This is a genomic window from Nocardia sp. NPDC057455 (assembly GCF_042802775.1).
Classification (GTDB): Bacteria; Actinomycetota; Actinomycetes; order Mycobacteriales; family Mycobacteriaceae; genus Nocardia.
The window spans coordinates 1-20,398 of the sequence record NZ_JBHVDM010000068.1 but is presented as its reverse complement, the minus strand read 5'-3'; the positions used below and the strand labels follow the sequence as shown (position 1 = coordinate 20,398).

Here is a 20,398-nt window from a genome sequence, read left to right as displayed (position 1 = left end):
CCCGCGTATGCCACAGCTACCGCGCGTATTCCCTGCCACAGAAGCTTTGTACTCCTGTTATAGCGACCTTCACGGGAGACACGCGCTGCCTAGCAAACTATGTTCGCCGACCCGCGATCATGACTGGCCCCGAACGCAATTCAGGCCGCACCGAATCGGTGCGGCCTGAATGCGAGAAGGTGGATCAGATCACCAGGAGCCGGTGGCGTCCAGGATCATGTTGCGCGAGGCGAACAGCTGACCCTCCCAGTACTTCCAGGAGTGGGTGCCCGCGGCCGGGAAGTCGAACCGGGCCGGGATACCCAGCGAGCTCAGGCGAGCCTGGAACGCGCGGGTGTTCACCAGCGACAGGGCTTCCAGCGCCATCGCGTTGCCGGTGTTGAACACGCCGACCGCCGAGTTCGGCTGGTCGAACTGACCCGGCAGACCGCTGGCGGCCGAGATGTACATCGGCAGGCCCTTCAACTGCGGCGCGAACACGAACGGGTCCATCCGCAGCCACGCCGGGCTCCACGGCGCGGCCATCGAGTCGACGTTGAAGCGGCCCGCGTCCAGCATCGCGATGCGGATCGCCTCGCGCATGCCCGGCGCGGAGATGTTCAGGTAGCCCGAGTAGGAGGCGGCGAACTTGAACTGGTCGCGATGGTAGGCCGCGAGAGCCAGCGCCGCGCTACCGCCCATGGACAGGCCGACGACCGCGTTGTTGGTGCGCGAGACGCCGTAGCCCTCCAGGAAGGCCGGGAGTTCCTTGGTGAGGAAGGTCTCCCACTTGTAGGTGGTCTTCTGGCCGTTCAGGTTCGACGGCGCGTACCAGTCGGTGTAGAAGCTCGACTGACCGCCGACCGGCATCACCAGGCTGATGTTGTCGTTGCCGAACTGCTGCAGCGCGTTGGTCTCGAACGACCACGCGTTGCGGTCGTCGCGGGCACGCAGACCGTCGAGCAGGTAGAGCGCGGCGTTGCCGCCGCGCGCGGCCCACTGCACCTGGACCTTGATCGGGCCCATGCTGGAGGGGACCATCAGGTCCTCGAAACCACCCGCGGGCGCTCGCAGCACCGGTGCGTGCGCCGATGGCGCCGCGGTGGCGAGAGTCGGGGTCGCCAGGCCCGCGGCAATCGGTAGCGCCAGTGCCGCAGCACCGACAGCCAGAATTCGATTACGCCAACCGCGAGGCGTGCCTCGCCGTCCCGACTGAGTTCTCTTCGGCGCGGCCGCCCTGCCGAAACGCATGAATCCTGCTCTCTTTCTGCTGTTGTGGTGCCACCTCGCCACCCGAAGGGCGAAGCGGCACCCGTGTTGCCAACGAGACGCGCGTCACGGCCATGGGTCCCGACAATCCGATACCCGTGACGGCGCTACAACGATCTGGTCACACTTGCGCTCGCTGGACGATATTCGACGGCCCTCGCTTTAGCAAGATCCGAGGTCTTTCCACTGGCCGAAATCCGTCCGTTTGCGCAAGGTAATGATGCGGTGACCTTATCGCGTTCTCGCGGTGATGTCGTGTTGGATCGCAAGATATTCGCGCTCCTGGCGAGAACTGTCACCGACCCGAGATCTTCGCAATCCTGGCATCCAGCGCGTCACAGGACCGGCACACCGCACAACCGGTCGGCGACCCGACGACCCGGCAGGAACCGGTGACCGAGATGTGATCGGCACCGAGATCTGCCGTGATAGCCACGAAAATAAGCCCGAGCAAACAGTTCTAGCTCCGAAGATCATACAACAGCGATTCCGCAGCAAACGAAATAAGGGCGTCCTGGCCCCGCATCACCCGCCCCCGCAACCCCCCACTTTGCCCCTACCCCACCCCTGAGCTCGGCCACCCAGAGCCCCATTACCCCAGCACTCACCCCCTACATGGCCCCAGTCACCGAGAAGCAACACAACTGCACAAACGCTTACAAATGTTCCCAACCCACCCGAGCACCACAAACGCGACAGCCCCCCACTCACCCACCCTCTCGAGGTGCGAGTCATACGAGCGCCGTTCACGGCCCGGCTCGCGGCAGAGCGGACGAAGCGCATGTGCCGCAGGCGCGAGTCTCGTCCGCTCTGCCGCGAGCCATAAAGGGGCCGCGAACACGCAGCGCCGCAGGCGCTGCCAAAAGTTTCAGCCGATGTTCGCCGACATATCCGGAATCATTCGCATGGCCTCGTCGGACCAGTTGTTCCAGGCGTGAATACCGAACGGCGGGAAGGAGTAGACGGCGTTGCCCGCGCCCAGGGTCGCCATCCGGACCTGGAACGCGCGAGTGTTCGCCAGTGCCAACGTTTCCAGGCCCATGCCGTTGAGGGTGCTGAAGCTGGGTGGGTCGGTGGCCGAGGGCAGGCCGCTGGCGGCGGCGATCCACAGGCGGGTGCCGTTACGGACCAGGTTGGGCGCGAACACGAACGGGTCCATCCGCAGCCACTGCGGACTCCACGGCGGGGCCATCGAGTCGACGTTGTAGCCGCCCGCGTCCAGCATGGCGGCGCGGATCGCCTCGCGCATGCCGGGCGCCGAGTTGTTCAGGTACCCGGAGAACGAGCCGGCGAAGCTGAACTGGTCCGGGTGGTAGGCGGCCATGGTCAGCGCCGCGCTGCCACCCATCGACAACCCGAAGGCGCCGTTGCGGTTCGGGTTGAACCCGAGCCGGTCGCGCAGCGCCCAGCGCAGGTTGTTGGTCAGGAAGGTCTCCCACTGGTAGCGGTAACTCTTGCCCGGCCCGCCCGCGAACCCGTCCAGTCCGCCGGAACCGGTGCTCGAGCCGCTACCCGCCGGGATGCCCAGGAATTCGCTCGGCGCGATCCAGTCGGCGTAGAAGCTCGACATGCCGCCGACCGGCATGACCACGTTGATGTTCTGGCTCGCCAGGACTTGCGGGATGTTCGTCTCGATCTCCCAGCCGTTCAGCGACTCCGGCGCCCGCATGCCGTCGAGCACATAGACGACGCGATTGGTGTTGCCGTCCGCCGCTCGCAGGATCCGGGTCTTGATCGGGCCCATGCCGGAATCGACCCAGAAGTCGAAGGCCGCGGGGTCGAATGCCGCCGCCGCCGTGGCGGCGGTGCCGGCGATGGTCGTGCCGAGCGGTAACAGCAGCGCTACGGCGAGGCCGAGAACGGACCGCCGCAACCACGAACCGGATGTTCGAGACCTCTCGGGCCCGCGCTTCCCGCGCGCACTACGCATCACATTCGACCTTTCCCTCGGACGGCCCCGTCGGCAAACTTTCAGCGATCACTACCGAGCCACTCATCGAGCACCGAGCCGCAACGTCCACCGAGAAACGGACGAATCGAACTCGGTGCATGTTGTTCGAGTATCAATCGGAAACGAATGCCTTCATGTTGCTGGATGGTGATCCAGACCACAACTACCGAAGCCCGTTTTCTTCGTATTCGTTGCCGAAACATCCCGGGACGACCGCGCAAACGACGAAAAGACCGCTCCGTGCCGTTGGCGCGGAGCGGTCTTTCGTCGTGATTGCCGGGCTGACTACCCGATGTTGGCCGAGAGGTCGGGGATCATCCGGTAGACCTCGTCGGCCCAGTAGTTCCAGTTGTGCACACCCACGGCGGGGAAGTCGTAGGTGACGTTGTTCGCGCCCAGGGTGAGCATGCGGACCTGGAACGCGCGAGTATTGGCCAAGGCCAACGCTTCCAGACCCATGGCGTTGACGGTGTTGAAGCTCAAGCCGTCGGCCCCACTCGGCAGACCACTACCGGCGGAGACCCACAGGCGGGTGTTGTTCGCCTTCAGCCGCGGCGCGAACACGAACGGGTCCATCCGCAGCCACTGCGGACCCCACGGCGGCGCCATCGCGTCGATGTTGTAGCCGCCCGCGTCCAGCATCGCCACGCGAAGCGCCTCACGCATGCCCGGCGCGGAGATGTTCAGGTAGCCGGAGTACGAACCGGCGTAACGGAACTGGTCCGGATGGTAGGCCGCCAGGGTGAGCGCGGCGCTGCCGCCCATGGACAGGCCGAACACGCCGTTGCCGTTCGGGTTGAACCCGAGCCGGTCGCGCAGCGCCCAGCGCAGGTTGTTGGTGAGGAAGGTTTCCCACTTGTAGGTGCTGGTCTTGCCCGGTCCACCCGCGGAACCGGTCAGCAGGCCGGAGCCCGAGTTCGCCGAACCGGTGGAGGACGAGCCCGCGCTGCCCAGGCCGAAGAAGTCGCTCGGACCGTTCCAGTCGGCGTAGAAGCTGGACGGGCCGCCGACCGGCATGACCACGTTGATGTTCCACTTGTTCAGCTCGCGAACGACCTCGGTATCGATCTCCCAGCCGCTCAGGTCGGCGCGCGCCCGCATACCGTCCAGCGCGTAGACCACGCGCCCGGTGTTGCCGTCGGCAGCGCGGAAGACGCGCGACTTGATCGGCCCCATCTCCGAATCGACCCAGAAGTCGAAGCCGTCCGGGTTGAACGCGGCGGACGCCGGGGCGGCAGGACCTGCCACCGACACCCCGAGCGGTAGCAGAACAGCCAGCGACACCAGCATGGACCGCTTGAGCCAAGAACCTGCTCTTCGAGTATTAAGACGACGCCCGATCACGCCTCGCATCAGTTTGAACCTTTCGTTTCACAGCGACAGCGGCAAGCCGTCCACACGGTAACCCGCCGATGCCCTCTACCGATGGACGCCACGGCCGGGCATACGGTCGTAGCGTATATCGGTATCGACACGGTGGCGTTACCAAAAAGAGATAAAGCGGCGTACACCACTTTATAGGACTCGCACATGGGCCCTGGTCGGCGTGCGTGAGTAGGCCCGGTGCGTGCCACGGATTCAGCGCGGCGCGATCGGTTGCGGGAACGGATCGGCCAGCCCGCACCGCTGGATCTCGTACTTCGGCACCCGATCGAGGCGGTACTTCGCGAAATGCAGCGAGTTACGCAGGTTGTGCCGGAACCGCTCGAAGGTGAGCGGGTCGCGCGAGGAGATCAGCAGTGCCTGGGTGTCCGGGCAGGACATCGCGGTGCGTGCCTGGGTCACCCACTTCTCGTCCAGGTACCAGGGCATCCACGGTTTCTTGTCCACCATGCCCGCGTCCACGATGACCCAATCCGGGTACAGGCTCTTGTCGTGGCCGATCCGGCCGTCGGTGAGCCGGTCGGTGTGCGCCGCCAGCGGGTAGGCCAGGCCCATCGGATCGATCACACGCACGTCCAGCGGGACGTTCATGCTGGTCATCCCGAGATTCAGGAAGTAGACCGTGTGCCCGGCGCCGCCGTCCGGAATGGGCTGCGGCGGCGGAGCGACATACCAGAACATGAACGAGGGCGAGTTGAGTAGCAGGCCGCCGTTCGGACTGGCCGTGATGTCGTCGACCATGGCGCGGATGCGCGGGTAGTCCAGGTAGTCCTCGGCCAGGATCGGGTGGTCGTGCCCGGTGTTGAGCACGTAGTACACACGCTCGTCGACGATGCCGGTAGAGGTGATCTTGGTACCGGTCTTGATCGCGGTGGTGTCGGCCGCGAACAGCGCCCAGCCCGCCACGGCGACGAATGCCACGGCGATCGCCGCCAAGGACCAATCGGCGGCGGTCGCCGCGCGCACCCCGCCCTGGGGCGCGCGGATCGGGATGACCGCGACCGGGAGCAACAGGAGGAACAGCTGCGGCAGCAGCATCCGGCCGTGCATGAAGTCACCGCCGACGCGCAGCGCGTACAGCGTCAGAAGGAAACCGCTGACGAGGACCGAGGTCACCACCGCACCCGGCGAGCGCAGCCACTCCCGGGCTCGCTGGATCGACCAACCGTGCGCCTCCGAACCGGCATCGGCGGTCCGGCCCGCTCGTGTGCGTGCGGCGAGCACACCGGCGAGCAGCAGCACCAGCAGAGGCGCCCACAGGAAGTACGGACCGACGAGGTCCCAGAGGTAGGTGAAGCCCTGTCCCCACTTGGCGCCGCCCGCGTCCTTGGCGACGGCGGTGTTCGGGTAGGGCAGGCCGTAGTAGCCCATCCGCCAGATCTGGTAGCCCAGCGGAACCAGCCCGGCCACCGCGACGATCACCGCGCGCAGCACGATCGGCCGCAGCCTGCTCTCGGGCATGGGGGCGAAGAAGATCATCAGCAGCGCCAGCGCGCCGACCAGTGTCATCTCGGGACGGATCAGCGGGGCGAGCCCGGCGAGGAAGACCAGTCCGAGCAGGCCGGGCAGGCGCACCGACTTCGCCTGGCTCCAGCGCATCAGCTGCCACCACAGCAGGCCGATCCAGCAGATCACCAAGCCGCTTTCCAGGCCCGAAGTGACGTAGTCGCGGGCCGGGGGCAGCGCGATGTAGACCAGCACGCCCGCGGGCAGCAACAGTCCGGCGCCGGTGCCGCCCCACAGCCGCGCCGAGCCGAGCATGGCGAACACGACCGCGGCCAGCGACACCGTGAGCGCGACGCCGAGCACCACGTACTCGAGCCGCGCCTGGGTCAGCCAGCTGAAGAACCAGACCAGGTAGGTCCATGCGGTGCTGGTGTTGGTTTCGACGCGCTCGCCCTCGTTGAAGACGGGACCGTTGCCCGCCAGCAGATTGCGGACGGTGCGCAACACGATGAGGCCGTCGTCGGCGATCCACCGTCGCTGCCAGCCTCCGACCGCGAAAAGGACAACGGTGAGCGCGATCCCACCGACGAACGTGGCTTCGGATAGGCGCGCGAACCGCGACGCGGAGCGGGCCTGCTCATCGGCTTGCCGCTCCGCCGCGTATTCCGTTCGCTCCGCCACCAGCATCTCGTCAGGTGAGATAGACAGCGACACCTACCGCTCCGATCCAGGCGATTGCGAGGAACTGCAGGATGCGGTCCCCCAGCGCGATCTCTTCCGGCTCCCCGGCCTCGCCACCATCGACGTCGACCGCGTAACGCAGGATTGCGATGGTAAACGGGATCATCGAAATCGCGAACCAGTTGGTGTCTTTGATGCCGTCCTGCTGAAATGCCCAGAGCCCGTAGAAGACCACGACCGCCGTAGCGGCCAGCGTCCAGATGAAGCGCAGGTAGGTCGGCGTGTAGTACTCCAGCGACTTGCGGATCTTGGCGCCGGTGCCCAACGCGATCTGAAGTTCCGCGTAGCGCTTGCCCGCCGCCATGAACAGCGAGCCGAAGGCCATGATCAACAGGAACCACTGCGACAGTTCGATGTCGGCCGCCGCGCCACCCGCCACCGCGCGCAGCAGGAAGCCGGACGACACGATGCAGATGTCCAGCACGGCCTGATGCTTGAGGCCGAAGCAGTACGCCAGCTGGATGCCGATGTAGACCGCCATCACCACGGCCAGATGCCACGAGGCGAGGAATGATCCCGCGATCGACCCGGCCAGCAGCGTGGCCGACAGCAGGTAGGCCAGGTTCACCGGGACGATGCCCGCGGCGATCGGCCGGAACCGCTTGGTCGGGTGCGCCCGGTCGGCCTCCACGTCGAGCGCGTCGTTCACCAGGTAGATGCCCGAGGCCGCCATGCAGAACACCACGAACGCGATGCCGACGTGCGCGAGCACGTTCACATCGGTGGCCGTCCCCGCGGCCAGCGGTGCGGCGAGCACCAGGACGTTCTTGACCCACTGCCGCGGACGGACTGCCTTGAACAGACCGCCGGCCAGCGTCTTGGGCGGGCCCTTGACCACCGCCTCGGCGAGGTCGGCGCCGGTCGGCTCTTCACTCATGTCAACCAAGGCTCTTTCTTGTGCGGTCACTGTCGAGTCTCTTTTCGGCGGCGAGCAGGGCGGCGGCGGACGCGGCGCCGAGCGCGGAACCGGCGAGCACGTCGGAGGGGTAGTGCACCCCGAGGACCACCCGGGAAAGCAGCATCGGGGGGACGAGCACCGCAGGCAAGGGTAGCCCGGTCAATCTGCCGAGCAACACGGCCGCTGCCGTCGTCGAGGTCGCGTGCGAGGACGGGAAGCTCAATTTGCTCGGCGTCCCCACGTTGACCTGCACCGACGGATCGTTCGGGCGCGGTCGGCGAACGACGCGCTTGATGACGATCGAGGCCGCGTGCGCGCCGACCGCGCCGACCGCGACCCCGGCCCACTGTCTGCGCCGCGGCTTGTCCACCAGCCATCCCGCGGCGGCGATGCCGACCCAGCCGAGTGCGTGCTCGCCGAAGTGCGACAGGCCGCGAGCCGCGGACACCACAGCCGGCTTACTGCCGAGGGTGGCCTGCACGGCGTTGATGATCGCTACTTCCGGCGGCGCCTGCTCGGCCCTCGCCGGTCGCGCGGACACCGGGCCGCCGTGACCGTTGGCGCTCTGCAGCGGCGGCTGCACCACCGCGTCATCGGCGGCGTTGGCTCCGAGACTCACTGCTGCCCATCCTTCGTGTCGATCCCGAAGACCTTCTCCCACGCCGCGGTGCTGGTCAGCTGCGGGTGAGCGGCGCGGTAGCGCTGCTGCATCTCCGGGAAGCGGGCTGCCAGCTCCTTGCGCAGGCGCATGGCCTCCTTGAACAGGCCGAGCGCCTGGCGCGGATCGCGCTTGCGGTAGACGACGCCGCGGCCGTCGGCCGTGGTGACGGTGACGCCGTCGACCTGCGAGAGCAGGAACCAGCGCGCGTCCAACGTCGGCACATTCAGTTGCGGGGTCTCGTGGTGTTCGGAATCCGCGCGACGGAAGTTGTGCACTACGCCCTTAACCAGCCGGACCACCTTGGCGATCGGATTGGCGGGCTCGCCGACCGCCCCGACACCGATGTGGCTGGCCAGCGGCAGTTCGGTGGACGAGGGCAGGATCACCGCGTCCGGGTACTGCTTGCGCAGCTCGTGCACCGCGCCCAATGCGCTGGGCAGCAGCTGGAACAGTCGCTCGGGGCCGGCCAGGAAGTCGCGGATAGCGAGGTTCTGGATCGCGACCGTCGAGTACTCCAAGCAGAGCAGGTGTTTCAGGGTGGCCTTGATCGTGTTGACGACCATGCCGCGTCCGTTGCCCGGCAGGTGCAGCGAGGCGACGACCAGGCGATTACGCAGGTGGAAGTACGCCTGCCAGTCGATGGCGTCGTCCTTGTCGCTCCACGCCATATGCCAGACCGCCGCGCCGGGCAGCGTGACCGTCGGGTACCCGGCCGCGCGGGCGCGCAGGCCGTACTCCGCGTCGTCCCACTTCAGGAACAGCGGAAGCGGCTGGCCCAGTTCCTCGGCGACGCGGCGCGGGATGACGCAGGTCCACCAGCCGTTGAAGTCGACGTCGATGCGCCGGTGCAGCAGCTTCGAATTGTCCCGGTCCTTGAGCGGGTACTTCGAGAAATCGTGGTCGTACTCGACGTTCGGCGCCGCGGTCCACATGAAGATGCCGCGATCGACCACCTCGCCCATGACGTGCAGGTGCGAGCGCTCCTGCAGGTTGAGCATCTGGCCGCCGACCAGCACCGGCGACTTCGTGAAGCGGGCGAAGGCCAATGCGCGCAGGATCGAGTCGGGCTCGATCTCGATGTCGTCGTCCATGTAGACGATGTATTCGGCGTCGGTCGTCTTCAGCGCCTCGTACATGACCCGGCTGTAACCGCCGGATCCGCCGAGGTTGGGCTGGTCGTGGATGGACAGGCGGTCACCGAGCGCCGCCGACGATTCCGCGAAGCCGGGCTCGTCGACGACCTTCTTCGTGCCCTGGTCCGGGATGATGACGGCCTTGATCTTCTCCAGCACCAGCGGGTCCGAGCCGAGGGCGGCGAGGGTTTTCACCGCGTCGGTGGGCCGATTGAAGGTGGGCATGCCGACCGCGATGCTGCCCTCGCCGGGCGCCTCGACCGGCGCGTACCAGCCGCCGGACAGCAGCGTGACCGCCGTGTCGGTGGTGATGTCGAACCAGATCCAGCCGCCGTCCTCGAATGGGGCCAGATCGGTCTCGAACTCGACGACCACCGAATCTGCGCCGGTCGCCACCGCGAATTCCTTACCCTGCACGTGGATTCGCGAGCCGTCGGCCTTGGAGCGGTACACGTCCACCCGGCCGTGCCCGGCCAGTTCCAGCCGCAGCACCACCGACGACAGAACGCTCCAGCGCCGCCAGTAGCTCGCGGGCAACGCGTTGAAGTAGGTGCAGAACGAAACTTCGGACTCCGCGCCGATCGACAGCGACGTGCGCGTGGTCGCGTGCGCGCGCCGGGCGTTGGTCTGCGACTCCTCGACGTAGAGCGTGCGCACGTCCAGCGGCTCACCCGGCCGGGGGAGGATGATGCGTTGCAGCAGCGACTTCGCGCGAGTCTCGGTGGTCATGTCTTCCAAAATGGATTGGGAGGTCATCGGTCTCCTAAGCCTCCTGGTCCACCAGCGGCGCACCGTCCGCCAGATGCGGATGCAGCACGTTGTCGAACGTGCTCAGCGCGCTGCCGATCGCCATGTGCATATCCAGGTACTGATAGGTGCCGAGGCGGCCGCCGAAGACGACCTTCGCCGCGGCGGTCTCCTGCTTCGCCAGTTCACGGTAGGCCAGCAGTTTCGCCCGGTCCTCCGGGGTGTTGATCGGGTAGTACGGCTCGTCACCGGTCTGCGCGAACCGGGAGTACTCCCGCATGATCACCGTCTTGTCGGCGGGGTATTCGCGCTCGGGGTGGAAGTGGCGCGGCTCGATGATGCGGGTGTAGGGCACGTCCGCGTCGTTGTAGTTCATCACCGAAGTGCCCTGGAAGTCGCCGACCGGCAGCACCTCGGTCTCGAAATCAATGGTGCGCCAGCCCAGCTCGCCTTCGCTGTAGTCGAAGTAGCGGTCCAGCGGGCCGGTGTAGACGACCGGCGCGTCCGGGTTCTCGGCGCGCAGCTGCTCGCGCACCTCGAACCAGTCGGTGTTCAGCCGCACCTCGATCAGGTCGGAGGCGGCCATGTTCTCCAGCCACTTCGTGTAGCCCTCGCGGGGCAGGCCCTCGTAGATGTCGTTGAAGTAGCGGTTGTCGAAGGTGTAGCGGACCGGGAGCCGGGTGATGTTGCCCGCGGGCAGCTCCTTCGGGTCGGTCTGCCACTGCTTGGCGGTGTAGTCGCGCACGAACGCCTCGTAGAGCGGCCGGCCGATCAGCGAGATGGCCTTCTCCTCGAGGTTCTGCGCGTCCTTGGTCTCGATCTCCGCGGCCTGCTCCGAGATCAGCTCGCGCGCCTCCTCCGGCGAGAAGTAGCGGCCGAAGAACTGGGACACCAGACCGAGGCCCATCGGGAACTGGTATGCCTGCCCCTTGTGCATCGCGAAGACGCGGTGCTGGTAACCGGTGAACTCGGTGAACTGGGTGACGTAGTCCCACACCCGCTTGTTCGACGTGTGGAACAGGTGCGCGCCGTATTTGTGGATCTCGATCCCGGTTTCCGGATCCGGCTCGGAATACGCGTTGCCACCGAGGTGGTGGCGCCGTTCGATCACCAGAACCCGTTTACCCAGCACGGTGGCGGCGCGTTCGGCAACGGTCAGCCCGAAGAATCCGGAGCCGACGACGATCAGATCGAACTGTGAGGCGGAATGGACGGAGTTACCCGGGGACGATGCGACGGTCACGGGAGCCCAGAGTATCGGAAGTCCCGGCAGCGTCCGGGTGGAGTAGGAAGTGCGCTGAGCGGCACCGCTCCCTGCACCTGATTTCACGCCCCCGACCTGCCGATTTCGCCGGATGTTTGCCGGAATGGAGTCCGCGGGCCACCGGCGGGCTGTGTACTGGCCCGGCGCGCATGATCGCGCCCGGTCCGTGGTGCTCAGGCCGATCAACCGGTGCGCGATCAAGGGGTCTTTTCCTCCCTTGCACCGCGTCACCGAACGGACCGCGCTCCTCGGTGATCGACTCGCTGCCCGTGAGCGCCTCGGAAGGCTCGGTGCCGACGTACTCGCGAGCCGCCCGGCGTCCGGTTGCCCGCGCGGCCGCGCTCAGGCCGGGAAACCGACGTCGAGCTCGACCTTGTCCCGCTCGGTGTACAGCCGCCAGTAGTGGTCGCCGAGTTCGTCGCCGCTGATCCGGACGATCTCGAGGCCCTCGGGAATCAGTTCCGGGTGATCGTCGATGATGTGCGCGGCTTTGCTGCCCTCGATCAGTGCGCCGATGTTGAGCAACCCCACGTAGACACCGGTGCCACGCAGTTCCACCTCGAGCTGGCGCAGGTAGCCGCGCTGCGCGGCCAGCGCGATGCCGAAGTTCGCCAGGTAGGGCGCCACGAAATGCTCGGACGAGCCCGACGAGAACAGCAGCGCGCCGTCACCGCGCGCCACCATTCCCGGCGCCAGCGCCCTCGTCATCAGTATCGGAGAGTGCAGTTTCAGTGCCATGGGCGCATCGAGGGACGGGATGCCCACCTCCAACGTCGAGGGCAGCCGGTCGCCCATGTTGCCCGCCGCGCCGTGCATCGCTACGTCGATCGGGCCGAAGGTCGCCTCGACCTTCTCGATCACGCCGGTGACCTGTGCCGCGACTGTCACGTCCGCGGGGAAGGCGGCGGCCTCGATGCCCTCGGCCGTCAGTTGCTCGGCGTGCCGCAGCGCCTTCTCGCGGTCGCGCCCGATGACGGCCACGCGAAACCCTTCGCGTCCGAATCGACGCCCGGTGCCGACGCCCAGGCCGGGTCCGTACCCGAAGATCGCGATCGTCTTGGTCATGTTCACTCCGGAAATAAAGTTGAGCAGTGGTTCAAGTTCGCCGTCGACAATAGCTTAACTTGAACCTATGCTCAACATATTCGCCGTGGCCGATTTGTAGGATCGGCCCGTGCACAAGCCGTTACGCAGCGATGCCCAGCGCAACCGGGACGCGCTCGTGACCGCCGCCCGCGCCGTCTTCGAAGAGCGCGGCCTCGACGCACCGCTGAAGGAGATCGCCGCCCGCGCGGGGGTCGCCATCGGCACGCTCTACAACCGCTTCCCCACCCGCGACGACCTCATCGCGGCGGCGGTCGAGGACCGGATCGAAGCGGGCAGCCGCATCGCCGAAGACGCGTTGACCATGGACGACCCGTGGGAGTCGTTCGTCTACCTGGTGGAGCAAATCTGCGCTTTGCAAGCCGCCGACCGGCTGCTCAGCGAACTCGCCGTGCGGGCCGCCCCCAGCCGGGCCGTCGCCCGAGCCCAGGAATACGGCCACGGGCTGATGCGCCGGATCATCACCCGCGCACAGGAAGCCGGGGTGCTGCGCGACGACTGGGTGCTCGAGGACATCGCCTTCATCACCTGGTCACACACCAGAATCGTCGAGGCGACCAGTCACATCGCCCCGGAAGCTTGGCGCCGCCACCTCGGCCTGGTCCTCGACGGCCTGCGCGCGGAGGCCGCCCATCCCCTTCCGGTTCCGCCGATCACCGAAGACCAACTGATGCACGCGCTCGGGCGCGACAACGACCAGGCCGAGTGATTTCGCGGCGTGGCCCCGGTGTCGCGTCGAGTGGCCCCGGTGTCGCGTCGAGTGAGCCCGGTGTCACGTCGAGTGGCCCCGGTGTCGCGTCGAGTGAGCCCGGTGTCACGTCGAGTGGCCCCGGTGTCACGTCGAGTGAGCCCGGTGTCACGTCGAGTGAGCCCGGTGTCACGTCGAGTGAGCCCGGAACGCGCGTCAGTGGGGCGGGCGCGACTGCGGGGAGGGCGGGTGCTGGCCGAACTGCGGCGCTGGTGACTGATGACCGGACTGCGCCGACGTTGGCTGGGGACCGGACAGCGGCGGTGGTGGTGGCTGGGGACCGGACTGCGGCGATGGCGATTGAGGGCCGGACTGCGGCGGCAGCGACTGGGGACCGGACTGCGACGGCAGCGACTGAGGACCGGACTGCGGCGGCAGCGACTGAGGACCGGACTGCACCAACGGGGACTGGTGACCATACCGCGCCGCCATCAGCTGGGAACCGGACAGCGGCGGCGGTGGCTGGAGACCGAACTGCGGCACCGATGGCGGGTGACCGGGCTGCGGCGGCACCGGCGCGGGTGAAGCAGTGGCGTGGTCGAGCGGACTCGTCACGATCGCGCCGAACGCGACCGAGCAGAAAGCTGCCCCGACGATCAAGTAGAAAGGCGAGGCAGCCGACCGCGCCGCCAAACCGTACTCGCCGCCGTAGGTCGCCGCGATCAGGCCGCCGAAGAATCCCCATGCGGAGCCGATCAGCAGCGCGGGCCGCCCAGCCGGCTTGCCGAGCAGCAAGAGGATCGCACCGGCGACCATAACCACCGCCAGCAGCGCGGATACCGCGAGCAGGATCTCCTGCACAGCGCGGATACGGGACGCAGCCCACCAGGCGTCGAAATCTTTTGTGACGTCCGGGTTTCTGCTGGTCGAGCCGTTGAGTTCCCTGATGCCGAACAGTGCACCGACACCGATCCCGCCGCCACCGAGACAGGCCGCGATGATCGCCGACACGGCGTGCCATGTCGTCGGCGCTCCGCTGTTCCCCTGCACCCCGGGCCGAGCGTACGAATTGTTCATCGAACTCCCCCTTCGGCATCGGACCTTACCGCGCCGTCCCGACAACTATCGCGAAAGCCGCTCTCGCACAGCGAAACGGGCGGCGTCCGATCACCGAACGACCGGCGGTCGGTACGTGTGCACGCGTACCGACCGCCGGATGGTTGTGCTCTACAGCCGCTGCTCGGCGTAGACCTTCATCGCGTCGCGCACGAACTCGGCGGTGCCCGTGCCGTGCACGTCGTAGTTCACCGCGAATCGTGGATCGGCCACGTACATCTCGCCCAGGTTGACGAACGCCTCCTTCACCACCGGGCGGCCCTGCCAGCCGATGCCGATCCAGTCGTAGTGACGCTGGACGACGGCCTGCACCTCGTCGCTGTCCGGGGTGAGCCCGTCGGCGTGTGCCCGGCCGTAATCGGCGGCGATGTCGAGATGGGTCTGCTGGAAGGCCTTCTTGTCCGCGTCGGACATCGAGCGCCACCAGCGGTCACCGCTCTCGTAGGCGTCCTTGCCCCAGCGTTCGATCACCTCGTCCTTGTACTTCGTGTGGTCGAAGCCGTCGAATACTTCTGCTGCCACTAGTTGTTCACCTCTTTCCGTCTTGTGCAGCGTGGTGTGCACCGACTCGATCTGCCGCCGGATCCGATCCTGTTCCTGCCGCAGCAGTTCCAGGTGCGTACGCAGCGCGGCGGCGGTGTCCTGCTCCCCGGCGAGGACTTCGGCGATGACCGGAAGGCCGAGGCCGAGTTCACGCAGTAGCAGGATGCGTTGCAACCGCACGAGGGAGCCCTGGTCGTAGTACCGGTACCCGTTGGCGCCGATCCGGCTGGGCGGCAACAGCCCCAGCTGCCCGTAGTGGCGCAGCGTGCGACTGGTGGTACCGGCCGCCTTCGCCAGGTCTTGAATGGACCATTCCGTGGCGTCCACGACCTGTCCTCCCTTCGTCTCTCGTCGGTGTGACCAGCTTGCAAGTTGACGTTACGTCAAGGTCAACCTCTTTCGGTGAAAACATTTCGGCTCAACACAGCGCCGGGGTGGGCGCGACGAAGACCGGCGACGACACGGGAATTCGGCTTGCCGAGCAGCGTGCCACCCGGTGCGATCGCCAGGCCGAGCATCTGGCCGCAGTGAGCGCCTACTCGAGGGCCACCCACCCGATCACGGCGGCCGACACCAGGCTGAGCACCAGAGGAAAGCGACCGGCCACGCCGTCAGGCGGCGCAACGTCTTGCCGAGCCCACCAAACGAGGAACCACCAGCTGAGCCACACCGCCCCGCACAGTCGCAGCACCACGCGAGGTCCCACCACCGAGTGCGGTAGCACTGAACTGGGCCGCACCATCCGTAGAGGCAACATCTTGCTGAGCCGACCCCTCGCGAGGCAGCACGACCTAAGCCGCACCACCCCGCGCAGTCGCAGCACCACGCGAGGTCCCACTACTGGGCGAGGCAGCACTGAACTAGGCCGCACCGTCCGTCGAGACAACGCCGACCTGATGCGCACCGTCAGGCGAGCCAGCACCAGCCTGAGCCGCACCACCAGGCGAGGCAGCACCAGCCTCAGCCCCACCACCAGGCGAGCCAGCACCAGCCTGAGCACCACCACCGGGCGAGGCAGCACCAGCCTCAGCCCCACCACCAGGCGAGCCAGCACCAGCCTGAGCCGCACCACCAGGCGAGGCAGCACCAGCGTCAGCCGCACCACGCACTGTTGCGGCACCAGACGGCGTCACACCACCAGGGACAGTTGCTTCGGACTGGGTCGCACCACCGGGCGCGATTGCAGCAGGCACAGCACCGCCGCCAGGTGTGACAGCACCGGGCCCAGCCGCACCACCGGACGCCGTAGCGCCAGGTTGATTCTCAGCACCGAGAGCGATAGCACCGAACTGGGCCGCGCCGTCAGACAAGGCGGCGCCGGGCTGATTCGCGCCGCCAGGCGAGGTAACGCCGGCCCGGCCCGCTACACCGGGTGCGGCACCAGCAGGAGAGAGCGTGCCGTCAGGCAATTCGCCGGACGGAACCTGCTGTGTCTCGGCCACTTCCGGAACCACCTGCAACATGCGTGAGTAGTCCACGACCTGTGCGCCCAGCGTGGGTGTCACGATGATGACGCCGTTGGTGTACAGCCGGTAGGTGCCCGCGCGACGCGGCAGGATCATCTCCGGTCCCAGCGGCGTACCGATGGTGCTGCCTGCGCCGCCGATACGGCGATACTCGGCATCGATCGCCGATTCGGTGACCGCCGCCCGCTTGCGCGGATCTTCGGGTGACGCTGCGGTGGTCGAGTCGACGGGCGCTGGTCCGACCGCGAAGGTCTGGATATCGGCGGGTTGCCCGCCACCGGGCGCGGCCGAATACTCCGTCCGCAAGATCCGGCCGTCACGCAGCAGGACTGTACCGGCCGTTGCCGCCACGGCGGCCGACGTCCGCGAATCTTCGCGCGCGACACCGGGATAGCGCTGACAAGCCGTCGTGTCGCAGGTCTGCGCGTATGGATAACGCTGTTCGGCGAGGGCATACGAACGCGCCGCGATCGCCTGAGCCCGCAATGCCTCCGCCGCGCCCTTGTCCGCCCAGTTGGGCTGCACCTCCGCCGGGACCACGCCGAGTAGATAGTCCTCGACGTCCACCTGGTTGATCGTGCGGGCCGCGCCGTCCTCGACGGTGACGCCCAGTGCACCGCGATAGGCCGGACCACCGCACAGCGTGAGATGTTCCGCCGCAGGGCGGTTCGGCCGGGAGTCGATCGGATGGATCCAGGGATCATCGGTCGCCGCCTGCCACAGCACGTCACCATCGCAGCCTGCCGTCACGACGACGTTCGCTCCGCCGCCGGGCAGCGGCGTCAGGTGCGCGACCTGGCCGGGCGCCACCTCCCTGCCCGCAACTCGCAGGCCGACGCCCGCGAACGCGTCGAGAGCCTTGCCGTCCTGGGTCATGAGACGAACCCGGACGGCGGTAGGCGCGATGGTGGTGAGCGTCGCGCCGGGGTAGTAGTGCTCGAGGATGCGTTCGGCTGCCCACCCCGCGCGCGCGTTTTCGAACGCGCCGACCTGGCTCATTCCGCGCCCGTGCCCCGGTCCTGCCAGAGGGTGATATGGACCGTCGGCCGACCGACCGAAGGGCGCGAAGAGCGCGCCAGCGATCATTCCGAAACCAATCAGCAACACGAACGGCTGCGCACAGCGGCGAATCGGCCGCCGACGCGGCAGCACCACCGGCGACCGCTGCGAAAAATTACGATTCAACAGCATTGTTCCGCCACCAGCAAGGTCGTATTACGATGCATCCGTTCACTCCCGAGGCCGGTCGATCTCCACCTGTCGGCACGTTCTATAGATGCGATAGCAATCCAAGAGCTACATTCAGGCAATCACATAATCCTCAACCAGAGGTTTAGTTATGTGACAAATGTGGCTATTGTGATCATTGCTACATCAGGAAGCAACCCTGAATCACTCATGATCACCGGTTCGACCTGATTGGAGACGCTCGTGCGGTATCGCAAACCGAAACGTTCCTACGTGCTCCCGGTTGTCACCACCCTCGCGGTAGCCGCCCCGCTGGGCACGCTGGCGCTCGCCGATTCGACCGACTACCGCACCGCCACCAACAGCGAACCGGCCGCCGTATCGGCCGAACTCGCCGAGGTCGCGCTCACCCACGCGCCCGATATCGTGTTGCCGCTGCGCGAACTCACCGGGTTGAGCCTGCCTGATCTGCACCTTTCCGATCTGCGCATGCTTCCGATCGCCGAGTCCATTCCGATTCCGGACGGTCCGCTACCACCGGACGCGCGGCTAATGGAAGGAATACGACTACCCAGCTCGAATTCCGGCCAAACCTCCGGCCCGGAATTCACTCCGGATCGCTCCATGGACAGCCCCGATTCCCTAGCTCAGCCCAATTCCACGGGCAGTGTGCGCTTCATCGCGAATCCCGACCGGCTCCAGCCCGGCACCACCCCCGACACTCCCGCGCTGTCTCCCGGCGCCGTGACCCCCGAGCTGATGAGCCAAGTGGGAGCACAGGTCAAAGAACTCTCCAGCGACACCCCGTTCAGCATGGTCGCACTCACCGCCCGACAGTTGGCGGACACCACGGCCACGATCCGGGCTCGGCAGCCCGACGGCACGTGGGGGCCCTGGTACGACACCGAACCGGTCGACACCCACCGCACCGACCGCTCCGGCCCGGGTGCGACCGACGGCACCGAGCCGATCTACGTCGGCAACACGAACTCGGTGCAACTCCTGGTCACGCGCAAGCAGGCGGCGGCAGGCCCGATCCAGCCGGTGGCACAGCCCGCGCCCATCGCGGACGACACGGCGCAGCCGAACCCGGGCGCCCCGGCTCGGCAACCCGCCCCGCGTTCCGGCGATCCGGCCCAGCAGGCCGCCGACCTGACCGCCGTGCTCATCGATCCCGGTCACGGCGCCGCCGACGGATCACTGCACAGCGTCGCCGCGGCGCTGCCCGGCGGCGGACCGAGCGTGATCACCCGCGCCCAGTGGGGCGCCGACGAATCCATCCGCTGCGACGAGCCGACCTACGACGACGGCCTCGGCGGCGTCACGGTGCATCACACCGCGGGCCGCAACGACTACAGCAAGTCCGAGTCGGCCGGAATCGTCCGCGCGATCTACACCTATCACGCGAAAACGTTGGGCTGGTGCGACATCGGCTACAACGCGTTGGTCGACAAGTACGGCCAGGTCTTCGAGGGCCGCTTCGGCGGCTTGGACCGGCCGGTGCAGGGCGCGCACGCGGGTGGATTCAACGAGAACACCTCCGGCGTCGCGCTGATGGGCAATTACGAATCCGAGCAACCGTCGGAGGCGGCGATCGAGGCGGTCGGCGCTTTCGTGGGCTGGCGCGCCAAGGTCGCCGGACTCGATCCCAGAGGCAACACCACGATGATCTCCGAGGGGACCTCCTACACCCCGTATGCCCAAGGCGAGTCGGTTCAGTTGCCGGTCGTCTTCGCGCACCGCGACGTCGGCAACACCACCTGCCCCGGTGACGCCGCGTACGCGATGATGAACAGGATCCGCGACATCGCCGCCGGTGCTCCGGGTGCGCCCGGCGGGCAGGACAGCCCGCCCCCCGCATCCGGTGAATCCGATGTGGCAGCCCTTGCCGCGCTGACCACCAAGCTGCTGAACATGGTGCAGGACAACATCATCGCCAGGCACTGGTCGCAGTCCGGTGGACCGAACGGCCCGCTCGGCGCCGTCCGCTCGGACGTGCTGCCCGCCGCCCAGGGCCGGCAATACGCGAAATTCTCCAACGGTTACGTCTACACCGCGGCGGACGGACAGGTCGTCGAGGTGCTCGGCACCGTCCTGGACCGCTTCCTGCAACTCGGCGCCGACACGGGTGTCCTCGGCCTCCCGCTGCACAACGCCTACCCCGTCCCGGACGGCCTGCGCGCCGACTTCGAACACGGCTCGCTGATCCTCAACCAGCTCACCGGCATCGTCACGACGGTGTGGAAGACGTACAACGACACCTATCGAGAGGAAATGCGCCGGAACCCGGCCGCGGCCCAGGTGAGCGCACCGATTCCGCCCGATGCCCCGGCAGCTCCACCGGTCCGGGACAGCACCCCCGCTCCGGCTAGCGCTCCGGCCCCGAGCGGCGCCCCCACTCCGGCGAGCACCCCGGTCCCGAGCGGCGCCCCCGCTCCGGCTGTTCCGGCTACGGCAGGCGCTCCGGTCCAGGACGGTGCCGTGGTCCAGGACGGTCCTGTGGTCCAGGACGGTCCTGTGGTCCAGGACGGTGCTGCGCCCGCAGTCGTCCCCGCACCGCAGCTCAACCCGGCTCCTGCAACACCGACCCCGCTCGCCCAGTCCCCGGCAAAGACCGGAACACCCGCCTCGATCGGTCCGTCCGCAGCGGACACACACCACAGTCCGGCACCCGCGGCCGCCACACCAGCCGAGAGCGCAGCCCCGCCGCCATCACCCGAGGGATGATCACGAACCATCCGAGTGACAGCATCGAGCCGGAGCCCGCGTACCGCACGCGGGCGCCGGCTCGTTCCAGCACCCGGCGAGCAGCATCCACAAC

The 20,398-nt window shown here is 67.4% G+C and carries 14 protein-coding genes; 2 read left to right on the top strand and 12 right to left on the bottom strand.

Features of this window, described 5'->3' with window-relative positions; translation table 11 throughout:
- Positions 1 to 189 precede the first annotated feature (189 nt).
- The 9 genes from ACFU5M_RS24265 to ACFU5M_RS24225 form a co-directional block, all read right to left on the bottom strand.
- A complete protein-coding gene (locus ACFU5M_RS24265; protein WP_379052861.1) occupies positions 190 to 1,230 on the bottom strand; it encodes an alpha/beta hydrolase in 1,041 nt (346 codons plus the stop codon).
- Between the two features lie 886 nt (positions 1,231 to 2,116).
- Positions 2,117 to 3,178 (bottom strand): alpha/beta hydrolase, encoded by a 1,062-nt coding sequence (locus ACFU5M_RS24260; protein WP_379052859.1) that lies wholly within the window; start codon positions 3,176 to 3,178, stop codon positions 2,117 to 2,119.
- 306 nt (positions 3,179 to 3,484) lie between these two features.
- Entirely contained in the window at positions 3,485 to 4,552 is a 1,068-nt protein-coding gene (locus ACFU5M_RS24255) for an alpha/beta hydrolase (protein ID WP_379052857.1), read from the bottom strand.
- Positions 4,553 to 4,777: 225 nt separating this feature from the next.
- Positions 4,778 to 6,715, bottom strand: coding sequence for a flagellar motor control protein ZomB (zomB, locus tag ACFU5M_RS24250; RefSeq protein ID WP_379052875.1), 1,938 nt, complete (start codon positions 6,713 to 6,715; stop codon positions 4,778 to 4,780).
- A gap of 4 nt (positions 6,716 to 6,719) precedes the next feature.
- Positions 6,720 to 7,646: a decaprenyl-phosphate phosphoribosyltransferase gene (locus ACFU5M_RS24245; protein ID WP_379052855.1), complete on the bottom strand. Its 927-nt coding sequence runs from the start codon at positions 7,644 to 7,646 to the stop codon at positions 6,720 to 6,722.
- A gap of 1 nt (position 7,647) precedes the next feature.
- The gene (locus tag ACFU5M_RS24240) at positions 7,648 to 8,208 is read right to left on the bottom strand and encodes a phosphatase PAP2 family protein (protein WP_379052873.1); all 561 of its coding nucleotides are present in this window, start codon (positions 8,206 to 8,208) and stop codon (positions 7,648 to 7,650) included.
- A gap of 74 nt (positions 8,209 to 8,282) precedes the next feature.
- Entirely contained in the window at positions 8,283 to 10,217 is a 1,935-nt protein-coding gene (locus tag ACFU5M_RS24235; RefSeq protein WP_379052854.1) for a glycosyltransferase, read from the bottom strand.
- A 7-nt stretch (positions 10,218 to 10,224) separates the two neighbouring features.
- Entirely contained in the window at positions 10,225 to 11,451 is a 1,227-nt protein-coding gene (glf, locus tag ACFU5M_RS24230; protein WP_379052852.1) for a UDP-galactopyranose mutase, read from the bottom strand.
- Positions 11,452 to 11,814: 363 nt separating this feature from the next.
- Positions 11,815 to 12,537, bottom strand: coding sequence for an SDR family NAD(P)-dependent oxidoreductase (locus ACFU5M_RS24225; protein WP_379052850.1), 723 nt, complete (start codon positions 12,535 to 12,537; stop codon positions 11,815 to 11,817).
- 109 nt (positions 12,538 to 12,646) lie between these two features.
- Between ACFU5M_RS24225 and ACFU5M_RS24220 the strand changes: the two genes are divergently transcribed.
- Complete coding sequence (locus tag ACFU5M_RS24220) at positions 12,647 to 13,285, top strand: TetR/AcrR family transcriptional regulator (RefSeq protein ID WP_379052848.1); 639 nt, start codon at positions 12,647 to 12,649, stop codon at positions 13,283 to 13,285.
- 195 nt (positions 13,286 to 13,480) lie between these two features.
- Here ACFU5M_RS24220 and ACFU5M_RS24215 read toward each other — a convergent pair whose 3' ends face one another.
- From ACFU5M_RS24215 to ACFU5M_RS24205, 3 genes are all read right to left on the bottom strand, one after another.
- On the bottom strand, positions 13,481 to 14,341 hold the full coding sequence (locus tag ACFU5M_RS24215; RefSeq protein WP_379052846.1) for a hypothetical protein: 861 nt from the start codon (positions 14,339 to 14,341) through the stop codon (positions 13,481 to 13,483).
- A 150-nt stretch (positions 14,342 to 14,491) separates the two neighbouring features.
- Positions 14,492 to 15,250 (bottom strand): MerR family transcriptional regulator, encoded by a 759-nt coding sequence (locus tag ACFU5M_RS24210; RefSeq protein ID WP_379052845.1) that lies wholly within the window; start codon positions 15,248 to 15,250, stop codon positions 14,492 to 14,494.
- A 533-nt stretch (positions 15,251 to 15,783) separates the two neighbouring features.
- The gene (locus ACFU5M_RS24205) at positions 15,784 to 17,388 is read right to left on the bottom strand and encodes a SpoIID/LytB domain-containing protein (RefSeq protein WP_379052844.1); all 1,605 of its coding nucleotides are present in this window, start codon (positions 17,386 to 17,388) and stop codon (positions 15,784 to 15,786) included.
- A 432-nt stretch (positions 17,389 to 17,820) separates the two neighbouring features.
- On the opposite strand from ACFU5M_RS24205, the gene ACFU5M_RS24200 reads away from it, so the two are divergent.
- Positions 17,821 to 20,304 (top strand): N-acetylmuramoyl-L-alanine amidase, encoded by a 2,484-nt coding sequence (locus ACFU5M_RS24200; protein WP_379052843.1) that lies wholly within the window; start codon positions 17,821 to 17,823, stop codon positions 20,302 to 20,304.
- Positions 20,305 to 20,398 lie beyond the last annotated feature (94 nt).